18 protein-coding genes are annotated in these 17,753 nt (G+C 47.5%); 14 read left to right on the top strand and 4 right to left on the bottom strand.

The window, feature by feature from the left end:
• From AC5V8P_RS12250 to AC5V8P_RS12210, 9 genes are all read left to right on the top strand, one after another.
• Window positions 1-1,453 (top strand): ABC transporter substrate-binding protein (locus AC5V8P_RS12250; RefSeq protein WP_495473652.1); only part of this gene is annotated, 1,453 nt, incomplete at its 5' end.
• A 15-nt stretch (window positions 1,454-1,468) separates the two neighbouring features.
• Entirely contained in the window at window positions 1,469-2,398 is a 930-nt protein-coding gene (gene nikB / locus AC5V8P_RS12245) for a nickel ABC transporter permease (RefSeq protein ID WP_064797595.1), read from the top strand.
• Between the two features lie 15 nt (window positions 2,399-2,413).
• Window positions 2,414-3,229: a nickel transporter permease gene (gene nikC / locus AC5V8P_RS12240; protein WP_064797596.1), complete on the top strand. Its 816-nt coding sequence runs from the start codon at window positions 2,414-2,416 to the stop codon at window positions 3,227-3,229.
• Window positions 3,229-4,137 carry an ATP-binding cassette domain-containing protein gene (locus tag AC5V8P_RS12235; RefSeq protein WP_064797597.1) on the top strand — a complete coding sequence of 303 codons (909 nt, stop codon included), beginning with the start codon at window positions 3,229-3,231 and terminating at the stop codon, window positions 4,135-4,137. Before nikC ends, AC5V8P_RS12235 begins: the two co-directional genes overlap by 1 nt.
• Complete coding sequence (locus tag AC5V8P_RS12230; protein WP_064797598.1) at window positions 4,137-4,940, top strand: ABC transporter ATP-binding protein; 804 nt, start codon at window positions 4,137-4,139, stop codon at window positions 4,938-4,940. The genes AC5V8P_RS12235 and AC5V8P_RS12230 overlap by 1 nt, the downstream gene beginning before the upstream one ends.
• Before the next feature lie 139 nt (window positions 4,941-5,079).
• Window positions 5,080-5,889, top strand: a complete 810-nt coding sequence (locus AC5V8P_RS12225; RefSeq protein WP_064797599.1) for a transporter substrate-binding domain-containing protein — start codon at window positions 5,080-5,082, stop codon at window positions 5,887-5,889.
• Between the two features lie 30 nt (window positions 5,890-5,919).
• Window positions 5,920-6,636, top strand: coding sequence for an amino acid ABC transporter permease (locus AC5V8P_RS12220; RefSeq protein WP_063207403.1), 717 nt, complete (start codon window positions 5,920-5,922; stop codon window positions 6,634-6,636).
• 4 nt (window positions 6,637-6,640) lie between these two features.
• Complete coding sequence (locus AC5V8P_RS12215; RefSeq protein WP_064797600.1) at window positions 6,641-7,408, top strand: amino acid ABC transporter ATP-binding protein; 768 nt, start codon at window positions 6,641-6,643, stop codon at window positions 7,406-7,408.
• Window positions 7,409-7,637: 229 nt separating this feature from the next.
• A complete protein-coding gene (locus AC5V8P_RS12210) occupies window positions 7,638-8,654 on the top strand; it encodes an asparaginase (protein WP_064797601.1) in 1,017 nt (338 codons plus the stop codon).
• A gap of 163 nt (window positions 8,655-8,817) precedes the next feature.
• Here the strand turns inward: AC5V8P_RS12210 and AC5V8P_RS12205 are convergent, their stop codons facing one another.
• The gene (locus AC5V8P_RS12205) at window positions 8,818-9,063 is read right to left on the bottom strand and encodes a DUF6953 family protein (protein ID WP_063207394.1); all 246 of its coding nucleotides are present in this window, start codon (window positions 9,061-9,063) and stop codon (window positions 8,818-8,820) included.
• Window positions 9,064-9,274: 211 nt separating this feature from the next.
• Between AC5V8P_RS12205 and AC5V8P_RS12200 the strand changes: the two genes are divergently transcribed.
• Window positions 9,275-10,675, top strand: coding sequence for a helix-turn-helix domain-containing protein (locus AC5V8P_RS12200; protein WP_064797602.1), 1,401 nt, complete (start codon window positions 9,275-9,277; stop codon window positions 10,673-10,675).
• A gap of 206 nt (window positions 10,676-10,881) precedes the next feature.
• Here AC5V8P_RS12200 and AC5V8P_RS12195 read toward each other — a convergent pair whose 3' ends face one another.
• Window positions 10,882-12,624, bottom strand: coding sequence for an ABC transporter substrate-binding protein (locus AC5V8P_RS12195; RefSeq protein WP_064797603.1), 1,743 nt, complete (start codon window positions 12,622-12,624; stop codon window positions 10,882-10,884).
• A gap of 147 nt (window positions 12,625-12,771) precedes the next feature.
• On the opposite strand from AC5V8P_RS12195, the gene AC5V8P_RS12190 reads away from it, so the two are divergent.
• From AC5V8P_RS12190 to AC5V8P_RS12175, 4 genes are all read left to right on the top strand, one after another.
• The gene (locus tag AC5V8P_RS12190) at window positions 12,772-14,286 is read left to right on the top strand and encodes a DUF4153 domain-containing protein (protein ID WP_064797604.1); all 1,515 of its coding nucleotides are present in this window, start codon (window positions 12,772-12,774) and stop codon (window positions 14,284-14,286) included.
• Between the two features lie 13 nt (window positions 14,287-14,299).
• Window positions 14,300-14,866 (top strand): hypothetical protein, encoded by a 567-nt coding sequence (locus AC5V8P_RS12185; protein WP_064797605.1) that lies wholly within the window; start codon window positions 14,300-14,302, stop codon window positions 14,864-14,866.
• 12 nt (window positions 14,867-14,878) lie between these two features.
• Window positions 14,879-15,034: a hypothetical protein gene (locus AC5V8P_RS12180; RefSeq protein WP_495473651.1), complete on the top strand. Its 156-nt coding sequence runs from the start codon at window positions 14,879-14,881 to the stop codon at window positions 15,032-15,034.
• 191 nt (window positions 15,035-15,225) lie between these two features.
• Window positions 15,226-15,663, top strand: a complete 438-nt coding sequence (locus AC5V8P_RS12175) for a hypothetical protein (RefSeq protein WP_064797606.1) — start codon at window positions 15,226-15,228, stop codon at window positions 15,661-15,663.
• A gap of 72 nt (window positions 15,664-15,735) precedes the next feature.
• Here AC5V8P_RS12175 and AC5V8P_RS12170 read toward each other — a convergent pair whose 3' ends face one another.
• Window positions 15,736-16,854, bottom strand: coding sequence for a WG repeat-containing protein (locus tag AC5V8P_RS12170; protein WP_064797607.1), 1,119 nt, complete (start codon window positions 16,852-16,854; stop codon window positions 15,736-15,738).
• A gap of 155 nt (window positions 16,855-17,009) precedes the next feature.
• Window positions 17,010-17,723 (bottom strand): hypothetical protein, encoded by a 714-nt coding sequence (locus AC5V8P_RS12165; protein WP_063207375.1) that lies wholly within the window; start codon window positions 17,721-17,723, stop codon window positions 17,010-17,012.
• Window positions 17,724-17,753 lie beyond the last annotated feature (30 nt).

Here is a 17,753-nt window from a genome sequence, read left to right as displayed (position 1 = left end):
TCCTGCACAACAGACTCCATCAGATAAAAAGCTGGTGATGGCGTATACGTGGAAACCATCAGGCGTTGATCCGCACGGGGACAATAGCTGGGATGTGATGCGTTCTGGTGCCGGTGAGACGCTGGTCCGTTTGAATGAAAAGCTGGAGCCTGTGGCTTGGTTAGCCAAGGAATGGAAGCAGGACAGTCCCAACGTGTGGTCGTTCAGCTTACAGGATAAAGTCACTTTTCATGATGGAAAAAGGATGGATGCAGCAAGTGTAAAAGCATCTTTGCTGCGCTCTATTGAGAAAAGCCATCTAGCGAAGGATTTACTTGATGTGAAGTCCATTGAGGCCAGCGGGCCGTTGACGCTAAAAATTACAACAAATCAGCCAAATGCAGCGCTGGCATCCAATCTGGCTGATCCCTCAACGATCGTGCTGGACGTAGCATCCATGAAAGATGAGCAGAGCTATCCTGCGATGACAGGTGCCTTTAAAATCAAAGCCTTCAACAAGGATCAGTCCCTGGTCGTGGAGCGTTATGACGGATATTGGGGTGAAAAGGCTCGATTGGCTGAAGCAACGATGAAATTCATTACAGACGGTAATTCGCGCCTGATGGCGCTGCAATCCGGTGAGGTAGACGTAGCGACGGATATTCCGGTAGATAATGCGGAGGTGCTGAAAAAGAACGATAAGCTACAAGTGCTGTCGGCTCCGTCCCTGCGTACCCATATGATTGTATACAACATGGAATCGCCTGTATTCAAGGATGTGACCAACCGTAAGGTAGTGGACAGTCTGATTCCGCGCGCATCCATTGTGAGCGCCGTGATGAGGGGCTTCGGTACGGAAGCAAGCAGTCCGTTTCCAAGTATTCTTCCCTTCGGCAAGATTGAGCGTAAAGCGCTGGATGGAACGGTGGGGCAGCTGTTGACCAAGGATGGCTGGCAGAAGGATGCCCAAGGCACATGGTCCAAGCAGGGCAAGCCATTCGAGGTTACACTGCTGACTTTCCCTCAGCGTCCGGAGCTATCTGTTATGGCTGAGGTGATCCAGAGCCAATTGCTGAATGAGGGAATCCAGGTCAAGATTCGCAAGGTGGAAAATATCGATGAGGCATTGACCAAAAACGATTGGGATTTTGCTATGTACAGCATGCTCACGGCCCATACAGGGGAGCCGCAGTATTTTATGAACATGTTCTATTCCTCTACAAGTAAATCTAATGTAAGCCGCTATGTTTCCAAACCGCTGGAGAATATTCTTCATAGCCTGAAGTTGGCAAAGGATACCGCACAGCGAGATGCGGTAACACTGCAAGCGCTGGATATAATCAATACAGATTTGCCGCAGTCGTTCATTGTGCACCCTGACAATGTGTTTGGCGTGAAAAAAGGAGTAGAGGGCTTTACGCCGCATCCGATCGAGTATTACTACATTACAGCGCAATCCGATATTGCGGAATAACGGGCTACGTATCCTATGATCCGTCTTATACTGGAACGTGTAGCGCAGCTGCCCATCATTGTATTCATTGTATCCACGCTGACTTTTGTGCTGATGAGGCTGGCCCCTGGTGACCCCGCTACCATTTTGCTCACCGCGCATAATGTTCCTGCTTCAGAGGAGGCCTTAACGGCGCTGCGGGAAGAACTGGGCTTGAATGAGCCGCTTCATATTCAATATGTGAACTGGCTGAGGGATGTGTTTACGGGACAATGGGGAACCTCGTATGTATCCAAGGAGTCGGTGATCAACGAACTGTGGAGCAGACTGCCTGCTACGGTGGAGCTAGCTTTGGCTGGTTTTGCCGTCATGACGGTGCTTACGCTTGGAATGGGGCTGGCCGCCTCGTTAAAGGTGAGCGGTCCACTGGACCGTCTGGGCAGGCTGTTTGCCTTGCTGGGGTCGTCGATCCCTTCATTTTGGCTTGGTTTTCTACTAATCTATCTATTTTCCGTTCACCTGGGCTGGCTCCCATCGATGGGAAGAGAGGACTGGACGCATTTAGTACTCCCGGCGCTGACGCTGGGTGCAGGATTGGGAACGGTGCAAGCTCGTGTATTGCGTGCTCAAATGCTGGAGCTGGGTGATCGGAACTTTGTGAAGGCAGCGAGGGCTCGGGGTTTTTCCCGTATGCATATTCTCTTTTTTGAGCTATTTAAACATGCCCTGCTGCCCATGATTACGCTGTTGGGTACGAATCTATCATTTATGCTGGCAGGTAACGGCATCGTAGAGACCATTTTTTCATGGCCAGGGTTGGGCAAGTATTTTATAGATGCGATTACGCAGCGGGATTACCCGGTTATTCAGGGATATGTTATGTTTGCTGCATTTTTAATTGTAGGTGTTCAATGTTTGGTGGATGTGGTCCAGACAATGATAGATCCGAGGCTGCGTTTGCGTTAAGGGGGGGAGCTGCAAATGAAAAAGATACGGCTTTCCTGTAGAGGAAGCTTGCTGGCAGGGGGCGCGCTGTTTGGCTTGATTGTGCTGCTCGGAGTGCTGGCTCCATGGGCTGCTCCTCATGATCCTCTGCATGTGGACCTTCTGAACCGTTTGGCACCACCGAGCCGGAAATATCCTTTTGGTACGGACCATCTGGGTCGGGATGTGCTGTCACGGCTCATTTACGGGATTCGAACGAGCGTGCTAATCGCATGTGTGATTACGGTAGCTACTCTGTTCATCAGTCTGCCCATAGGCTTACTCATAGGTTATGTGCGCGGACGTGTGGATCAGGTGATTATGCGGGGGATCGACGGCGTACTGGCTTTTCCCGATATTATTGTAAGTGTGGCGATTGTGGGTATTTTGGGACCAGGTTTCGTCAACATGACCTTAGCGATTATTGCAGTCCGATGGGCGGGATATGTCCGATTTATTCGTAGCTTGGTTCAAAAAGCCTGCCAGGAAGACTATGTACGATATGCACGTTTGTCCGGCAATTCACATGTGCGCATATTGAGACGTTATGTATTGCCACAAGTATGGCCGCAAATGTTGGTTTATGCGGTATGGGATATCGGACGCGTGGTGTTAATGATCGCCGGGCTCTCCTTTCTCGGACTGGGCGTACAGCCGCCCAAGCCAGAGTGGGGTGTGATGCTGCATGATGCAACCTCGTATTTTCAGGTGGCCCCGCATGTTATGATCTTCCCAGGCTTGGCGATTATGCTGTTTGTACTTGCCTGCCAGCTTCTGGGTGACCATTTTTCGGAAAAGGAGGCAGCGAAATAGTGGAGAAGCGACCAGCGACGGGGCGGGAGGACACGATAGAGCAAGCGTACATGCAAAAACCGTTGTTACACGTGGAACATTTGGGAATTTGCCGCACAGGTGTAAGAACAAGTGAAGGCAAGCCGCTACTACGAAATGTGAGCTTTTCCGTATACGCAGGGGAAATTGTAGCCCTGACTGGACCAAGTGGATGCGGTAAGAGCCTGACCGCACACGCAATCGCGGGTATGCTGGACCCAGGGGTTGGTGTTACGCAAGGATGTATCTACTATAACGGGGAGGACATTATCCCGTTCCATGAACAGCGCTGGCAAAGACTGCGCCGTGAGGATATTGCCTTGCTCATCCAGCAATCGCTGAGCGGGCTGAATCCGATCCGTACCGTCCGCGCGCAGCTGACGGATACGATTAGACTGCACGGGCGGCGCCTGGTGCACGCCCAGAGGGAGCGGGGGCAAGCTGGTGCTGCCCCGTCCCACACGGTCTCGCAGCAGCCCCAATCACAGGGCGTAAGGTCACGGATGCGGCAGGTGCTAAACCGTGCCACGGAGCTGGCTGTAGGCCGCACTACTCCAGAGCAGGAAGCTTATTTGCATTCTCTGCTCCGCAATGTCGGCTTTGCCGACCCTGAGCATATTCTGTCATCTTATCCTTTTGAACTAAGCGGAGGTATGTGCCAAAGGGTCCTGCTGGCTGCTATGTTAAGCTCTGGTCCGCGTCTCTTTATTGCCGACGAACCTACTACAGCGCTGGATATAATCAACCGCGACAAAGTTCTGGCATTGCTGTTACAGTTGAGAACAGATTTCGATCTTACGATTTTGTTGATTTCGCATGATCGCCAAGGGATAAGCCGTATAGCAGATCGGGTGCTGGAGATGACCCCGGAAGGAAGGGTGCAACCGTAATGCTGGAATTGAAAAACGTCACCAAAGCTTACCCTGTCCGCAGACGAAGAAAAGGCTGGTTCCACGCGGGACAGGGTGAGCAGCAGGCTATAAAGAAAGTGAGTCTGGAGTTACGACAGGGAGAATGCCTGGGATTGGTTGGAGAAAGCGGAAGTGGCAAAAGCACGCTGGCGCAGTGTATCCTGGGGCTGGAGTCGTTGACCTCGGGGGAAATCTGGCTTGATCATCAGCCCATACATAACAGAAGGATGAAGGATATTCATCTGTACAGCCGAATCCAGTTGGTTGCGCAGGACTCGGCCTCTTCACTGCATCCCCATATGACCATTCAAGATATTTTAATGGAACCCATCCGTAACTATTTCCCTGAGCGAAAAGTAAGGGCACTGGATATCTGCCTTTGCCTGTTGGAATCGGTAGGGCTGGAGGCTGACAGTCTGGGGAAATACCCCACACAGCTGAGTGGTGGGCAAAAACAGCGGGTATGCATTGCTCGAGCGCTGGCGGTTGAACCCGAAATTATTCTGTTCGATGAATCCGTGGCCAATCTGGATGTGACAACCCAGTCTTCTGTGCTGGACATGCTCAAAAGAATGCAGCTCGAACGTCAGCTGTCCTATCTTTTTATCACCCATGATCTTCAATCTACCCGCACGTTCTGTGATCGTGTGGCCGTTATGGTTCAGGGAGAGATCGTGGAAATATTCAAAGAATGGGATGAAGACTGTTTGCAGCATGAATACACGCGAATGCTGTTTCAAACGTTGGTACATCCAGCAGACCGTCTTCCGCTTCATGGATAGCAACTGTCCCGGAAGGGGTTCTTTTTGTACAGCGTCTGGTTAGACATTCGAAATGAAATTAGCTGTTGTATTATTTAAATAACTCGTTATAATATAAAATCATAGTAAATTACTTGGATTTTAAAAGGGGATGTCACTTATGAAGAAATCTGCTTGGGTAGCAGCGATTGGCCTATCTCTTGTGTTATTAACAGGTGCCTTGAGTGGATGCTCCTCGAAGGAAGCGGCATCGGGGGATAAGGTACTCTATGTAGGGACACAAAATGACTACCCGCCGTTTGCCTTTACGAATGATAAAAATGAGCTGACTGGATACGATGTGGAAGTTATTAAGGAAATCGACAAGAAGCTGGACGGCTATAAGATTGAATTTGTACCTTCGGGCTGGGATGCAATATTCCTTGCGCTGGATGCGAATAAAGTTCAGATCATCGCAGATGAAGTTGCCAAAAATCCTGAACGTGAGAAGAAGTATCTGTTCTCGGATGAGTCCTATTTCTCCGCTCAGTCGGTTATTATTGTGAAAAAGGGTAGAACGGATATCCACTCCCTCAAGGATTTGGAAGGTAAGAAGGTAGCCGCCTCGGTGGGCGATTCCTATACACAGTTGCTGGAACAGTATAATGCGAAGCACGGGAACAAAATTATTTTGAAATATAATGATACAGGCACTTCATCCGATAACCTTCAAGACGTGCAAAATGGCCGAGTGGATGCTTATGTGAATGATCCAGTGATGGCGGCAGCAACGATCAAGAAGGAAGGCTTGCAGGTGGAAGCTGTGGGCGAGCCGGTACAAAGCGATAACATTAACCTGGTGTTCAAAAAGGATAAGCAGGGTGAGGAGCTAAAAGCTAAAATCGACCCGATTATTAAAGAGCTTAAAGCCGACGGAACACTGAAAAAGTTGTCTGAACAATGGACAGGTGGGGAATTCATTCCTCAATAATCACAATGTAAAGGGTAAAGTGGGGTTCCTATGGAAAAGCTGTTTGACCTAGATTATATGCTGAAAAGCCTTCCCCAGATCGTGGAGTATCTCCCCGTTACATTATGGATTGCATTTGTCTCCATGCTGCTGGGTGCGATCATTGGATTAGCTACGGCCTTAATTCGGATATATAAGGTGCCTGTCTTGGCACCATTGTCTACGTTGTATGTCTCGTATATCCGGGGAACACCGCTCATTGTGCAGTTGTTTCTCGTATATTACGGAATACCGAAGTTTTTGTATTATTTTCAGAGTGAGTATGGATTTTTACAGCAATTCAATGTCTACGTCATTCCGCCCGAGCTGTTTGCGTTGCTTTCATTTTCGTTGAACCTGGGAGGATATTTGTCGGAAACGTTCCGGTCAGCGATTCATTCGGTCGATCGGGGACAATTTGAGGCTGCCAATTCGATCGGCATGAGCCAAACACAGATTATGCTCAAAATTGTATTGCCGCAGGCGCTAACGGTGGCTTTGCCCAATTTGGGAAACACGCTGATCAGCACAGTGAAGGACACGTCCTTTATTTTTATGATTGGTGTCGTCGATATGATGGGACAGGCTAAAATTATGGGCGCGCGAGCGTTGGCTTTTTTCGAGGTCTATGTTGCGGTGTCTTTGATCTACTGGCTGGTGTGCATCATTATTGAGCGCGGGCTTGTTGTGCTGGAAAAGCGTATTCGAATATACGAAAGAAGTGAGTAAGGGCATGATTCAACTTCATCAAATTCATAAGCATTTTGGGCAGCATCATGTGTTAAAGGGCATAGACCTGACGGTAGGCAAGGGAGAAGTTGTGGTCATCCTGGGGCCAAGCGGATCGGGGAAGTCCACACTGCTGCGCAGCATTAATTTTTTGGAACAGCCGACCAGCGGGATCATTGAAATTGACAGTCTGAAGGTAGATGCGGCCAAGGCAGGAAAAAAGGACATTCTCGGACTGCGGATGGCAACGGCAATGGTATTTCAGCAATATCAGCTGTTTAAAAATTTGAACGCACTCCACAATGTGATGATTGGTCTGACTAGCGTGAAAAAGCTGGATCGCAAGCAGGCGAGGGAGATCAGTGAAGGCATTTTGGAAAAGGTCGGGTTAAAGGATCGTATGACCTATTATCCTGCCCAGCTTTCGGGCGGACAGCAGCAGCGTGTGGCGATTGCCCGGGCTTTAGCGCTGAATCCACAGGTATTGTTGTTCGATGAGCCGACATCCTCGCTTGATCCTGAGCTGGTGGATGAAGTGCTGTCCGTGATTCAAAAGGTGGCGAGTGAAGGCAATACGATGATTATTGTCACGCATGAGCTTGGTTTTGCGAGGGATGTAGCCGACCGGGTCGTGCTGATGGAGCATGGTACGGTCGTAGAACAGGGGCCGGTGGAGCAGTTTTTCAATCATCCGAAGGAAGAACGGACACGGCAATTCCTTGGCAAAGCTTTGGGGCAAAGAACGTTACAGGAGCAACCAGCATTGTCATAAAAGTACGTGAACGGGTTAAAGGTATGTACAGTGCTGTAGATTCATTGCAGCTATCGTAAAAAGCACGCTAGACAAGTTGCGGGAGATGGGAAAGCCGGCGCTTGTCTGTCGTGCTTTTTTAGCCTTACTTTCAAAATCCTTTTCTTTAGCAAAGTAGCTAATCACCCTTATTCATGATAAATTCTAAGAACAATAAAGTGAAGTTGTAATCGGGAAGGAACATTGGCATATGAAAAAGGTTCTGTTCATTAATACCGGAGGAACAATCTCCTCTTCTTATCAGGAAAACGGCCTGACTCCGACCCAATCGGCTGAAAATATTTTGGCTGAAATTCCGGAGCTTCAGGAAATTTGCGAGATTGATGCCTGCAATCTGATGAGCATCGATAGCACCAATACACAACCAGAGGATTGGGCCTCCATCGCTCGGATGGTACATCGTTCGCTCGATCAATACGACGGTATTGTTATCGCCCATGGCACGGATACGATGGCTTACACGGCTTCAGCCCTGAGCTTCATGTTGGGCACTGTAGACAAACCCGTCGTTGTGACAGGTTCGCAGGTTTCTATTTTGGCGGAGCACAGTGATTCCAAAAAAAATGTAATCGACTCATTCCTGACCGCATGTGGCGAGGTGGCAGGGGTTTTTGTCGTGTTTAATGGCAAAATTATCAACGGCAGCCGCAGCTCGAAAATCAGAACACGCAGCTATAACGCTTTTGAGAGTATTAACTATCCGTACATCGGCCTCGTGGAGAACGGCAAGGTGGTCTATACGGAGGGCGTATTTGCAAATCGTGATGCTGTTCGTCACCCCTACAATGACAGGTATGCTTCTGAGGTATTTCTGCTCAGGCTGATTCCCGGCACGAATCCGGCGATTTTCGATGCTATTCAGAGCTTGGGCTATAAAGGTATCGTCATTGAGGGCTTTGGCATGGGGGGCGTGCCTTTTAAAGAAAGAAGCCTGATTAGTAAAATCGAAGAGCTGATGAAGGATGGTATGAGTATTGTCGTCACCACTCAATGTCCTTATGAGGGCGGGGATCTGACGATTTATGAGGTCGGACAGAAGGTACTGGAAAAGGGTGTTATTCCAGGGTATGACATGACAACAGAAGCGCTGGTGACGAAAATGATGTGGGCGTTGGGTCAGACGACTGATCCGGCCGGGGTAGCCAAGATTATGGCAACGAACTACGCGGACGAAGTGTCCCTGCCTGCGGATACAGCTTCCTTATAGGAAGCTGGCTTCCGTAGATACCAGCTACATACCGGCTAACGCCGAGTCTGCTCTAACCTATTTTTGATTTCAATGGCCATTTCGAGTGCTTGTACGGCCGACTCCAGAGGATATATGGTTAAATCATCAAAAAACATCTGCCTATTGCAGATGCTTTTGCTTGTTAAGTCCAGGCCCAGAGAAATGCATCACGATCCCAGGCAATTCGGCCGCCATGTAGCTTGCGAAATGCCTTTTTTACTTCTTTTTCCAAAGATACATGACCATGCTCGCTTATAAACACATACTGCTCTCCATATTCAGAGCGTACATATGCAATGGCATCTTCTTGTTTTAGAGTGCCCACTTCACGGATTTGCGCGACCATCCATTGTGCAATTTGTTGTTCTGTTGTGGTGGTATTATCCATTTGTTGTATCCTTTCCTGCGACCGATTGGTTGTAGCCGTTCAGCTTACCTCCTGTAGTATACGATAATTCGGAGAATTATTGAATTTTTTGATATAAATGTACTTGGGCGGTTGGCTAAGTAGGCTTTCTTTTGTATAATTAAGGGAATATTCACGGGAATTTTCTTTTTTTGAATTGAAAACATGCAAGTTATCCCTGGGGGTGCCTGAATTGAAGGAAACAACCACTATTCGCGCAGAGCTGGAGCAGTATATCAGACGAGAAGGAATTACGATTAGTAAGTTTGGGGAGAACACAGGTATTAATGCAGGTACGATCAGTGCCATTATTAACGGCAACCGGCCGATTGCCATGCTGCTGCTGGACCGGATTGCTGCGGGCATGGGGCTTGAAGAGGGGAGCCTCTATGAGCTCTATATTGATGAATTTATACGGAATACGGCGCCGAATTGGCGAAGGGTTCGTCCCTTTTTGCATCGCTGTGCAGAGCTGAACAAACTGGATTGTATTAAGCAAGTCGTGGAGTTTATGATGGATTATCTCATATACGCCCCGGCTTTGTTTGAGACAGCGGAGGAATTATTCAGCGAAGGCAGGTTCGAGGCGGCAGCCATTATTTATAAAAATGTGGCGGAAAGCGAGAAGTATCAACATTCGGAGCGGTTGGCGCTTTGCCAATACCGTTTATTTACGATTGCCATTGGCGATGACCAGGATGAAAATTTATGGGCAGCCACACATTTTGAAAGCTTTGTGGAGCGGTTGGGTGAGGCAGACCAATTGGATGCCCTAAGAGACTTGGCTAATACGTATGCCTCCTTGCGGCGTTGGGATAAAGTAGAATGGTTTGCTGAAAAAATGGCTCAGAAGGCCAAAGTACAATACGAGCAAAAATACGGAAACACCAAAAAATCAGAGCGGGGCAAGGAACCTAAGGGTCCTTTGTTTATGTATATCGTATATTCTTACGTGCTGCGTGCCGGGGTGTGGGATGAGCGCGGGGATTACCAGAAGGCGCTGGAATATGTATCGCTATATTCTGATTTGAGCTGGGTGCAAGAGGATACAGAAGAAGCCCGGCATTTGAAGGCTCTTTGCAGCAACTGGGCTGAGGCCAACAGGTATCTGTATCAGTTGATGTCTGGCAGTCTGGATGTGATTCCGCAGTACGTAGATTATTTGGAAAAAAATGAGGGTGAAATTCTGGTCGGGTTACATAAAATAATGGTAGCAGCCAACCGCTATGATTTTAATGTAGATCATGTACTGCAACACTTTGAAAAACAAATTGAGGCATTTGCAGATCAGCATACCAAGGTAGGCACTTATACAGAGCAAATGTCAGCAGATCTTTATGCACGATTTTTGGCAGAGATGGCTTGTTATGATCTCAACAAACATCGGTATTCCAAGGGTATGAAATTTTTGCTCGAAAGCCTTTCCTATTCTGTCGTGCTGAATGGTAATCCTGTCACCATCAAGTGTGTAGGACTATTCGAAAAGTATCGGCATACTGCCACTTCTGAGGATAAAGAGGAGTATAAAAACTTGCTTGGAGAGGTAGAGCACATCCATGATAAAAAAGATCGTTTTTTCTCTGCTCGCATTTAATGTTTTTATCCTATTGAATTTTCCGCCCGTTGCCCCTCCTACGGAGGACCCTAGCGATGTCCAAAGTCATGGTTTGGGGGGATGGGCATTGTCATCCTCTGAAACATTGGGTTAGAAGGTCTAGATAACGTTAAAAAAGGTATTCTCTTATGAAAAAGAGGATACCTTTTTTGATGTGGACACGCATCTGAAGGGGACTGTTGCCGTTAAGAATGCGGAGTCGGAGGTTGGGCAGGTGGAAACCAGACATGACGCAAATCTACCCAGCCTTGGCTGTTAAAAGATACGCCGCGCACAGAAGGAAGATAGGCCGTCTGAACGGGCTTTTCATATAAAATATGCAATTGGTGCTCATCCATGAGCCGAGTTTCGATATGCTCAAATTGCTGTGCCCTCACGGTATGGTCGGCTTCCCGTGCAATTTCGCGCAGCAGTCTTTCGATATCCACACGGCTGTGCGGCTCCACATGCCCGGATACATTGAGATACAGATCAAACAGGCGCAGTTGCTCATCACGATCCCGAAACAGAGAGAAGATGATCAAGTCTGATTCCATCCGAATAGATGAGCTTTTGAATTCATTCATGGGTGCGGCCACGATGTTACAGGTATATCCACAGGATTCGAGCTGAGCCGCGACCCGTTCTGCATCTGCTCTATACTCGGGAATGGTGGCAATTTGCATCGTCGCCAGTGGTTCGTATGCGTCGTTGGCGTTAGATGAATCCCCTGCTGAAGGAAGGGGGCGAGGATCCAGACATGCTACAATGCGAGCACGTATTTCCGGGTTGCGCAGTGGTCCATCCTTGTATGTGTTACATGTGATAAACTTGCGTACCGAAGCCGCCGAGTGAATCTGACTCCATGCGGTATCTGTGTCTCTTGCCAGTATAGGATTATGGATAATGTGAAAAGAAGAAGCGGTATCCTCCATTTCCGACGATTCCAGCTTAGTCGCCCACGGGAGTTGGACGATTTCTACCCGATCTAGATGAGCACGGCCTTGAAAATAAGGAGCAAAAGCCTCCAGTATACACAGGCTTTCGTTCATTTCCGTGACCTTGAAAGCCCCCGTACCGATAGGACGGACGCCAAAGGCGGCTTCACCCACCTGATTAAGTTCACGCGGCACAATCGCAGCCCGGCTGGTACACAGGAAGGATAGAAATAGCTCGTTCGGCTCCTTTAGTATGAAACGTACCATTGTCGGACTTAACGCCTGAACGTGCTGAATTTGCCGCACAATAAAATGGTACAGTCTCCTTCCCGGCGCTCGACTCAATCGCTCAAAGGTATAGACGACGTCTTCTGCGGTCAGTATTTTGCCGTTATGAAACAGCACTTCTTTACGCAGGAAAAAGGTCCACTGCGTACGAGTGATATCCACCTCCCAAGCATGGGACAGTCCCGGCAAAATTTCACCGCTCTCGTTCGCCCGGCGGGCCAGCCCGTCAAAGACATGGCTGGATACGAAGGACTCGGCAAGCCAGTTCAAATACAACGGGTCCAGCGTATAGAGCTGCTGACGGATAGGCAGACGCAGCGTGTCGATCTGCTGCTGATCACTACGAACCTCCGCATGATGCCCGAAATAATTCAGCAGCCAGCCTTGTAAATGCTCCTGCATGGTGGAGGACCGCGAGTGAACTCGAATTTCATCCAGCGCGCGTTTGATATCATGGCGGTCTATGGCTTGCATCATGGATTGCACGGCAATGTCTTCCGGCTGAATGAGGAAGCGCAGACTGGAACGGCGGCCTCTGCCTCGGCGGGGAGTCCACTGGATCCAGTCGTGCTGCTCCATTTTCTGAACGATCATTAAGGCATTGCGGTGGGTGCAGTCAAAAATAGCCGCCAACTCATCCAGCGTAGTCTCTATCGTATGGTTCTCGTCTCTGTCGTCAGCTGCATGTGAGTGAAGTCGTAAAAATTGGGCGTGAAGTTTCATTCAGGCATGCTCCGTTTCCCCTATGCTTGATTAAAAGCGCACCCGCTTTTATAAAATAGGAAATTTTGTTTCGATTAATTTCTCTTTATCTTCTTATTTTATCATCTACAATAAGGGTTATAAAGCATAGTTGTGGAGGTATTTACCATGCATGACAAGATGAGTGGAACGTCTTTGCCAAAACCGTCGTTGTTGTCCGCCTTTGCTGGCGCCATTGTGTTGGCATTGATTCATCAATATCTGTTCTACGGACATGGTCTGGGCGTGTCTATGCCTATTTTTGTTGCTGTATTTTATGCTTATATGTATGCCTTTAATCGAGATCGTTTCCAGCCAAGTTCATGGATAAATCTTTTGCTATTTGTGATCATTTTCATGCTGGCATTGACATACGTGCTGTTCAATAACCTGGTCTTTTATGTGCTAAATGCCCTGGCTATACCTGCTCTGATTAGCATACATATGGTGCTGCTGTTTGGGGAGAACAGGCATGGATGGTCAGAACCGGGGATTATCGGTCAGGCGCTAAGCCATTGGTTTTATCAAAACTTTCGTCATATCGTGACTCCGTTTCGGATGGCCAAAACGGCAGCCTTTCGGAATGTAAAAGACGAGCGTAAACGTGTGTTAGGTAAAGTAACGATCGGTTTGCTTATCGCCTTGCCCCTGCTGTTCATCATCATATCTTTACTGGCTTCGGCAGATGGGATGTTCAGAAATTTGTTATCCGGCATACCTGAGTGGATCGGTACGCTGTCCTTTGGAAGTGGCATGCTGCGGCTAATCTGGACCTGCTTTTTCACCTTCTGCTTCTTCTGTTACTTGTGGGGATTCGTACAGCCTGCTCTGCGGAAAACGGAGAGAGAGGTTCAGCCATCATCCACAGTACCTTACCACGAGCCAGTCGCGATCAGGTTTGATCCTGTCATTACGGCTACAGTGCTGATTGCTATGAACCTGGTGTATGTTGTGTTCGTCGTGCTGCAGTTTGGATATCTGTTTGGCGCATGGGAGGGTGCTTTGCCAGAAGGAACCTCGTATGCCGAATATGCGAGAAGAGGGTTCGGAGAGCTGGTAATGGTCACAGGTATCAACTTTGTGCTGATGATCAGTGTATTGAAGTGGGCTGAATTTGGCTCAGGGATAGCACAAACATTGAACAGCGGCCTGCTGTACCTACTCGTAGGTTGTTCGGGTGTGATGCTGTACTCAGGATATACCCGACTGGTCATGTACGAAGAAGCATACGGCTATACGTATACCCGCTATCTGGTACACGCGTTTATGATTTTTCTAGGCTTGTTGCTGCTCATTGCAGCCGTGCGTATTCATGTCCGTCAGCTTCCGCTGGCAAAATATTATATTGTGCTCGCTCTGATCGCCTATATTGTTGTTAATTATGTGGGCATGGATGTACGGATAGCTGAAAATAATCTCGAACGGTATCGCACAACATCGGTGATAGACAAGGAATATTTGAGTGAGCTATCAGCAGATGCGATTCCGCTGCTGATTGATTTTAGCCGCAAGGAACATGGAACGCTGGATGAGTTTTTACAAGCCCGCTTTACGAGCATGACGAGAGAAGAATCAGATTGGCCAGAATTCAATTGGGCTACGTATCGAGCGCAACGAGAATTGCACGACTATATTTTGAAATGAGAGGTGTTTGGGGATGATTGGAACAGATACGTTACAAGGTATGGCACTAGAGCTACAGGTTGAAATGTCACACTACCGGCATCAATTTGGTGTAAGACGGAACAATTTTCTCGTGGAGGCTATGTCCTACGGAATGAGTGAGGAGGAAGCCCGTGCTTGTGCTATCCAGCGTATTGGACCAGTCGTTCCCGTCACCAGTATGCCAACGTTGGCTCTAGGCAAATCCAGACCACTCAGTCCAATGTTAGCAGCGCGGTACCAATATGCCGGGGATTGGAAGGACATCCATGAGCACTTGCTTCTTCCTAATGAAGTGCTACGGATCGCAGCTACTGAGCAGTTCCGCAGCTGGATCAGCGATATGCGAAATTACTGGGTGGAATCGGCCCCTTACCGATTTGGGGATGATCGTCTTTCGCTGCTATCGGTTGCAAGCGAGAAAGAAGGTCACTTTTCCATGCTCGTCTGGAGGGAACCGGGTGAAGAGCCGGAGGTATGGACGTACGCTTCCCAGCACGAATACCGGTTCAGTCATTTGCTCCACTGGTTCAAGTGGTTGAATGGGCGTAGTGAAGAATGAGAGGCACAGATGATGAAAAAGAATCATAAATGGATCATGCTGTTTATCGGCATGGCTTTAATGATGGGGATTACAGACTATTTTACACAGGCTAAGCCTGCGACTACTCCTGAGCTTATCATTCCAACCATAATCAGTGATGAAAGCCTTCAGCTAGGTGCTGATTAAACAATAAGGGGTATACATTATAAAAATATAGTTTATTTTCTGTGATATTGCGTTGTTAAAGTAAGCCGAAAATCACCCTAATAGTTGAGAGGGAATTGAAGCCAACATCAATTGAATGTGGAGCCATTCAGATGTTCAAGCGACTCCGTCATTTCCTCTACAACTTATATTCAATTCAGGGGGAATTTTCAATGGCTAGAAGTGCAAGCACATACGCATCTGTAATCGACGGTTTTAAGGTGGAAACGAACAAAAAGTATTCGCCGGTAGGTGGAACGAAATGCAATATTTTCGCGCAAGATGTCATGTCTGCGATGTCGGCACCCTTGCCGAGTGGCTTAGCCAATCAAATGGCTGATGATTTACTGAATAAAAAGGCGCCAGGCTGGTCCCTTGTAACCTTTCAGGATGCTCAAAATAGAGCAAATCTCGGGTATCCTACGATCGGGATCAAAAAAGCAGATGGGCATGGTCATGTCGTGGTCGTCAGACCGAAGGGTTCATCCATCACGATCTTGAAGGAAGTACAGATTGCTCAGGCGGGGACCAAAAATTACAACAGCAATACTATTAATTATTCTTGGGTGGCAGCTGATCTGCCTGGAGTGAAATTCTACACACACGACTAAGAGGATTTGAAATATTGGCAATCTAAAAGACCCTGGAGGCAGATGGAGTGGATCTGCTTCCAGGGTCATTTTTTATTTTGAAACAGAATGCTTAGATACAATGAAGGCTTTGCCTGGCTTGATAAAAGCAACTGCATAGCCATTAGAGAAGGAAGAAGATTCAGATCTGTATTCAAGTTTAGTTAGCAATTGGCCTTGGCGATTGATGTAACCAAATTTTCCGTCTGAGACAGATGAGTTTGTTTGTTTACCGACTAAAGCAATGCCTTCCTTGAATGGAGATGCAACATCATATTTTTGTTGATATTTAATGACCAATGCTCCGGTTTTATCAATAAATCCAACCTCATTTTTCGCATTTTTCACACTGGCTAAGCCTTCACTAAAATCCTGTGCATCCATAAATTTAAAGGGAATCACGACTTTCCCCTGTTTATTGATGAATCCCCATTTACCCTTGGTATTTTGGACTGGAGCCAATCCTTCCGAGAAGTCCCCACCGGATTGATATTGAGGTGGAATGACTTCTTTCCCTGCCGTATTGATATAACCGTACAGACCCTTGCTATTCTGAATAATAGCCAGGCCATTCGAGAAACTACGGCTGTATTTGTATTGATAAGGAATTGCTACTTGACCGGAAGTATTCACAAAACCAATCTTCCCAGTGTTAGGGGCATAGGCAAGAGCCAGGCCGTCCGTAAATACATATTCCGAATCCCCATCTATTTTAAAATGAGAAAGGATTTTTCCTGTTCGATCTATAATGGCATTTTCTTTGGTGTCCGCTATGGTGACCTTGGCTTTGCCTTCGCTAAACGAATGAGCTTCGGCATATTGGCAAGGAATAACCAGTGTTCCTTTGGTATTAATGTATCCATAGAGATTGGTTTTTGTATTTTTAACTACAGCGCGCTGCTCATGAAAATCCTCACCAACAGGCTTGATCTCGGCAGGAAGAGAGAAAGCTTTTGCTCCTTTGGTATTGTAATACACAAGGCTTCCAGCAGATGTTTCGGCAGCCAATAAGCCATCATGAAAAGCACCATCGCTGAGCGGGCGAGCAATGTTGTAATCCAGTGGACTTTTGGAAACCTCAATGGTTGTTGCACTGGATGCGGCCCAGCCTGTTCCCGTAATGGAGAGGCTAGTCACCAGAATTAATGCAGCTAATCCTAACTTTTTTAACATGCATAAGCTCCTTTGTGAGTTAATTTTAACTTTAGGCTTTCGAAAATTCTGCCCTCATACGTAAGGTCTTCCATAATATAGACGAAAAAAATATAGGAATGTTTCTTGATATTCTAAATTTTTCTAATTTTCAGTGTGAAAGCTCTAAAGCTGTCCTATATCTTTCGGATACGCAACAGCGAGTTGCCGTTACGCATAAACTCGTACGGGACTTTGACCTCCGTCACTCGTAAGCCTTCCGCTTCCAGCTCAAGAATCAATCGATCTAGCAGTTCGTAACGAGTACCCGTTAAATCGGTCAGTGGAAAAATACGGACTTCCTCTGAGGCCACTCGTAGTAGCTCGTGTATCGTATTTTTATGAAACTCATAGTCAAGTCGATCACTATACATAAACAGAAAATGGGCGGACAGCACGATGTTAAACTGTTCATCCCCAAAGGGAAGCTCTGGAAGCATCGCAAAAACGTAGCGTTCTGGATGCTTCCTCATATCCTGTGTGCAATCCTGGAGTGCTTGACGGCGCTGCTCGCTAAGCTCTTGCACATCTCCATAATAGCTCCAAACATAATTATCTTTTGCACGTTCTAGTGTTTCCATTGCATGCGTAATATCCAGTTGACCTTTTCGTTGTAGATCGTCAACCTTGTGATCGTAGGCGATATCGCTTGCAGTGACATCCAGCGAGGCTTTGCAGCCCAGAGCGGTGAACGAACATGCGCCTGCAGGACAGTCCAAAATTTTTTTACCTACAAGTTCAGGAATGTGCAAATTGAACATTTGTACGTACTCTTCAAACGTGCGACCGATGAACACGATCCGGTCCAACTCTTGCTTGGTTTTACTTTGACTCTGCTCATCTCTACTCATCTCTACTCACCTCAGCTATTCTTTTGGGTA

Source organism: Paenibacillus sp. N119s (assembly GCF_059447605.1).
Note: the sequence above shows the minus strand (reverse complement) of the source record. Positions and strands in the feature narration are given on the sequence as shown.

Excerpts from the sequence above, each read along its gene's own strand:
- AC5V8P_RS12215 (WP_064797600.1), top strand. The coding sequence starts at position 6,641 with ATGATTCAACTTCATCAAATTCATAAGCATTTTGGGCAGCATCATGTG.
- AC5V8P_RS12205 (WP_063207394.1), bottom strand. The coding sequence starts at position 9,063 with ATGGATAATACCACCACAACAGAACAACAAATTGCACAATGGATGGTC.
- AC5V8P_RS12210 (WP_064797601.1), top strand. The coding sequence starts at position 7,638 with ATGAAAAAGGTTCTGTTCATTAATACCGGAGGAACAATCTCCTCTTCT.
- AC5V8P_RS12175 (WP_064797606.1), top strand. The coding sequence starts at position 15,226 with ATGGCTAGAAGTGCAAGCACATACGCATCTGTAATCGACGGTTTTAAG.
- AC5V8P_RS12185 (WP_064797605.1), top strand. The coding sequence starts at position 14,300 with ATGATTGGAACAGATACGTTACAAGGTATGGCACTAGAGCTACAGGTT.
- nikC (WP_064797596.1), top strand. The coding sequence starts at position 2,414 with ATGAAAAAGATACGGCTTTCCTGTAGAGGAAGCTTGCTGGCAGGGGGC.
- nikB (WP_064797595.1), top strand. The coding sequence starts at position 1,469 with ATGATCCGTCTTATACTGGAACGTGTAGCGCAGCTGCCCATCATTGTA.
- AC5V8P_RS12190 (WP_064797604.1), top strand. The coding sequence starts at position 12,772 with ATGCATGACAAGATGAGTGGAACGTCTTTGCCAAAACCGTCGTTGTTG.
- AC5V8P_RS12220 (WP_063207403.1), top strand. The coding sequence starts at position 5,920 with ATGGAAAAGCTGTTTGACCTAGATTATATGCTGAAAAGCCTTCCCCAG.
- AC5V8P_RS12225 (WP_064797599.1), top strand. The coding sequence starts at position 5,080 with ATGAAGAAATCTGCTTGGGTAGCAGCGATTGGCCTATCTCTTGTGTTA.
- AC5V8P_RS12195 (WP_064797603.1), bottom strand. The coding sequence starts at position 12,624 with ATGAAACTTCACGCCCAATTTTTACGACTTCACTCACATGCAGCTGAC.
- AC5V8P_RS12165 (WP_063207375.1), bottom strand. The coding sequence starts at position 17,723 with ATGAGTAGAGATGAGCAGAGTCAAAGTAAAACCAAGCAAGAGTTGGAC.
- AC5V8P_RS12170 (WP_064797607.1), bottom strand. The coding sequence starts at position 16,854 with ATGTTAAAAAAGTTAGGATTAGCTGCATTAATTCTGGTGACTAGCCTC.
- AC5V8P_RS12230 (WP_064797598.1), top strand. The coding sequence starts at position 4,137 with ATGCTGGAATTGAAAAACGTCACCAAAGCTTACCCTGTCCGCAGACGA.
- AC5V8P_RS12180 (WP_495473651.1), top strand. The coding sequence starts at position 14,879 with ATGAAAAAGAATCATAAATGGATCATGCTGTTTATCGGCATGGCTTTA.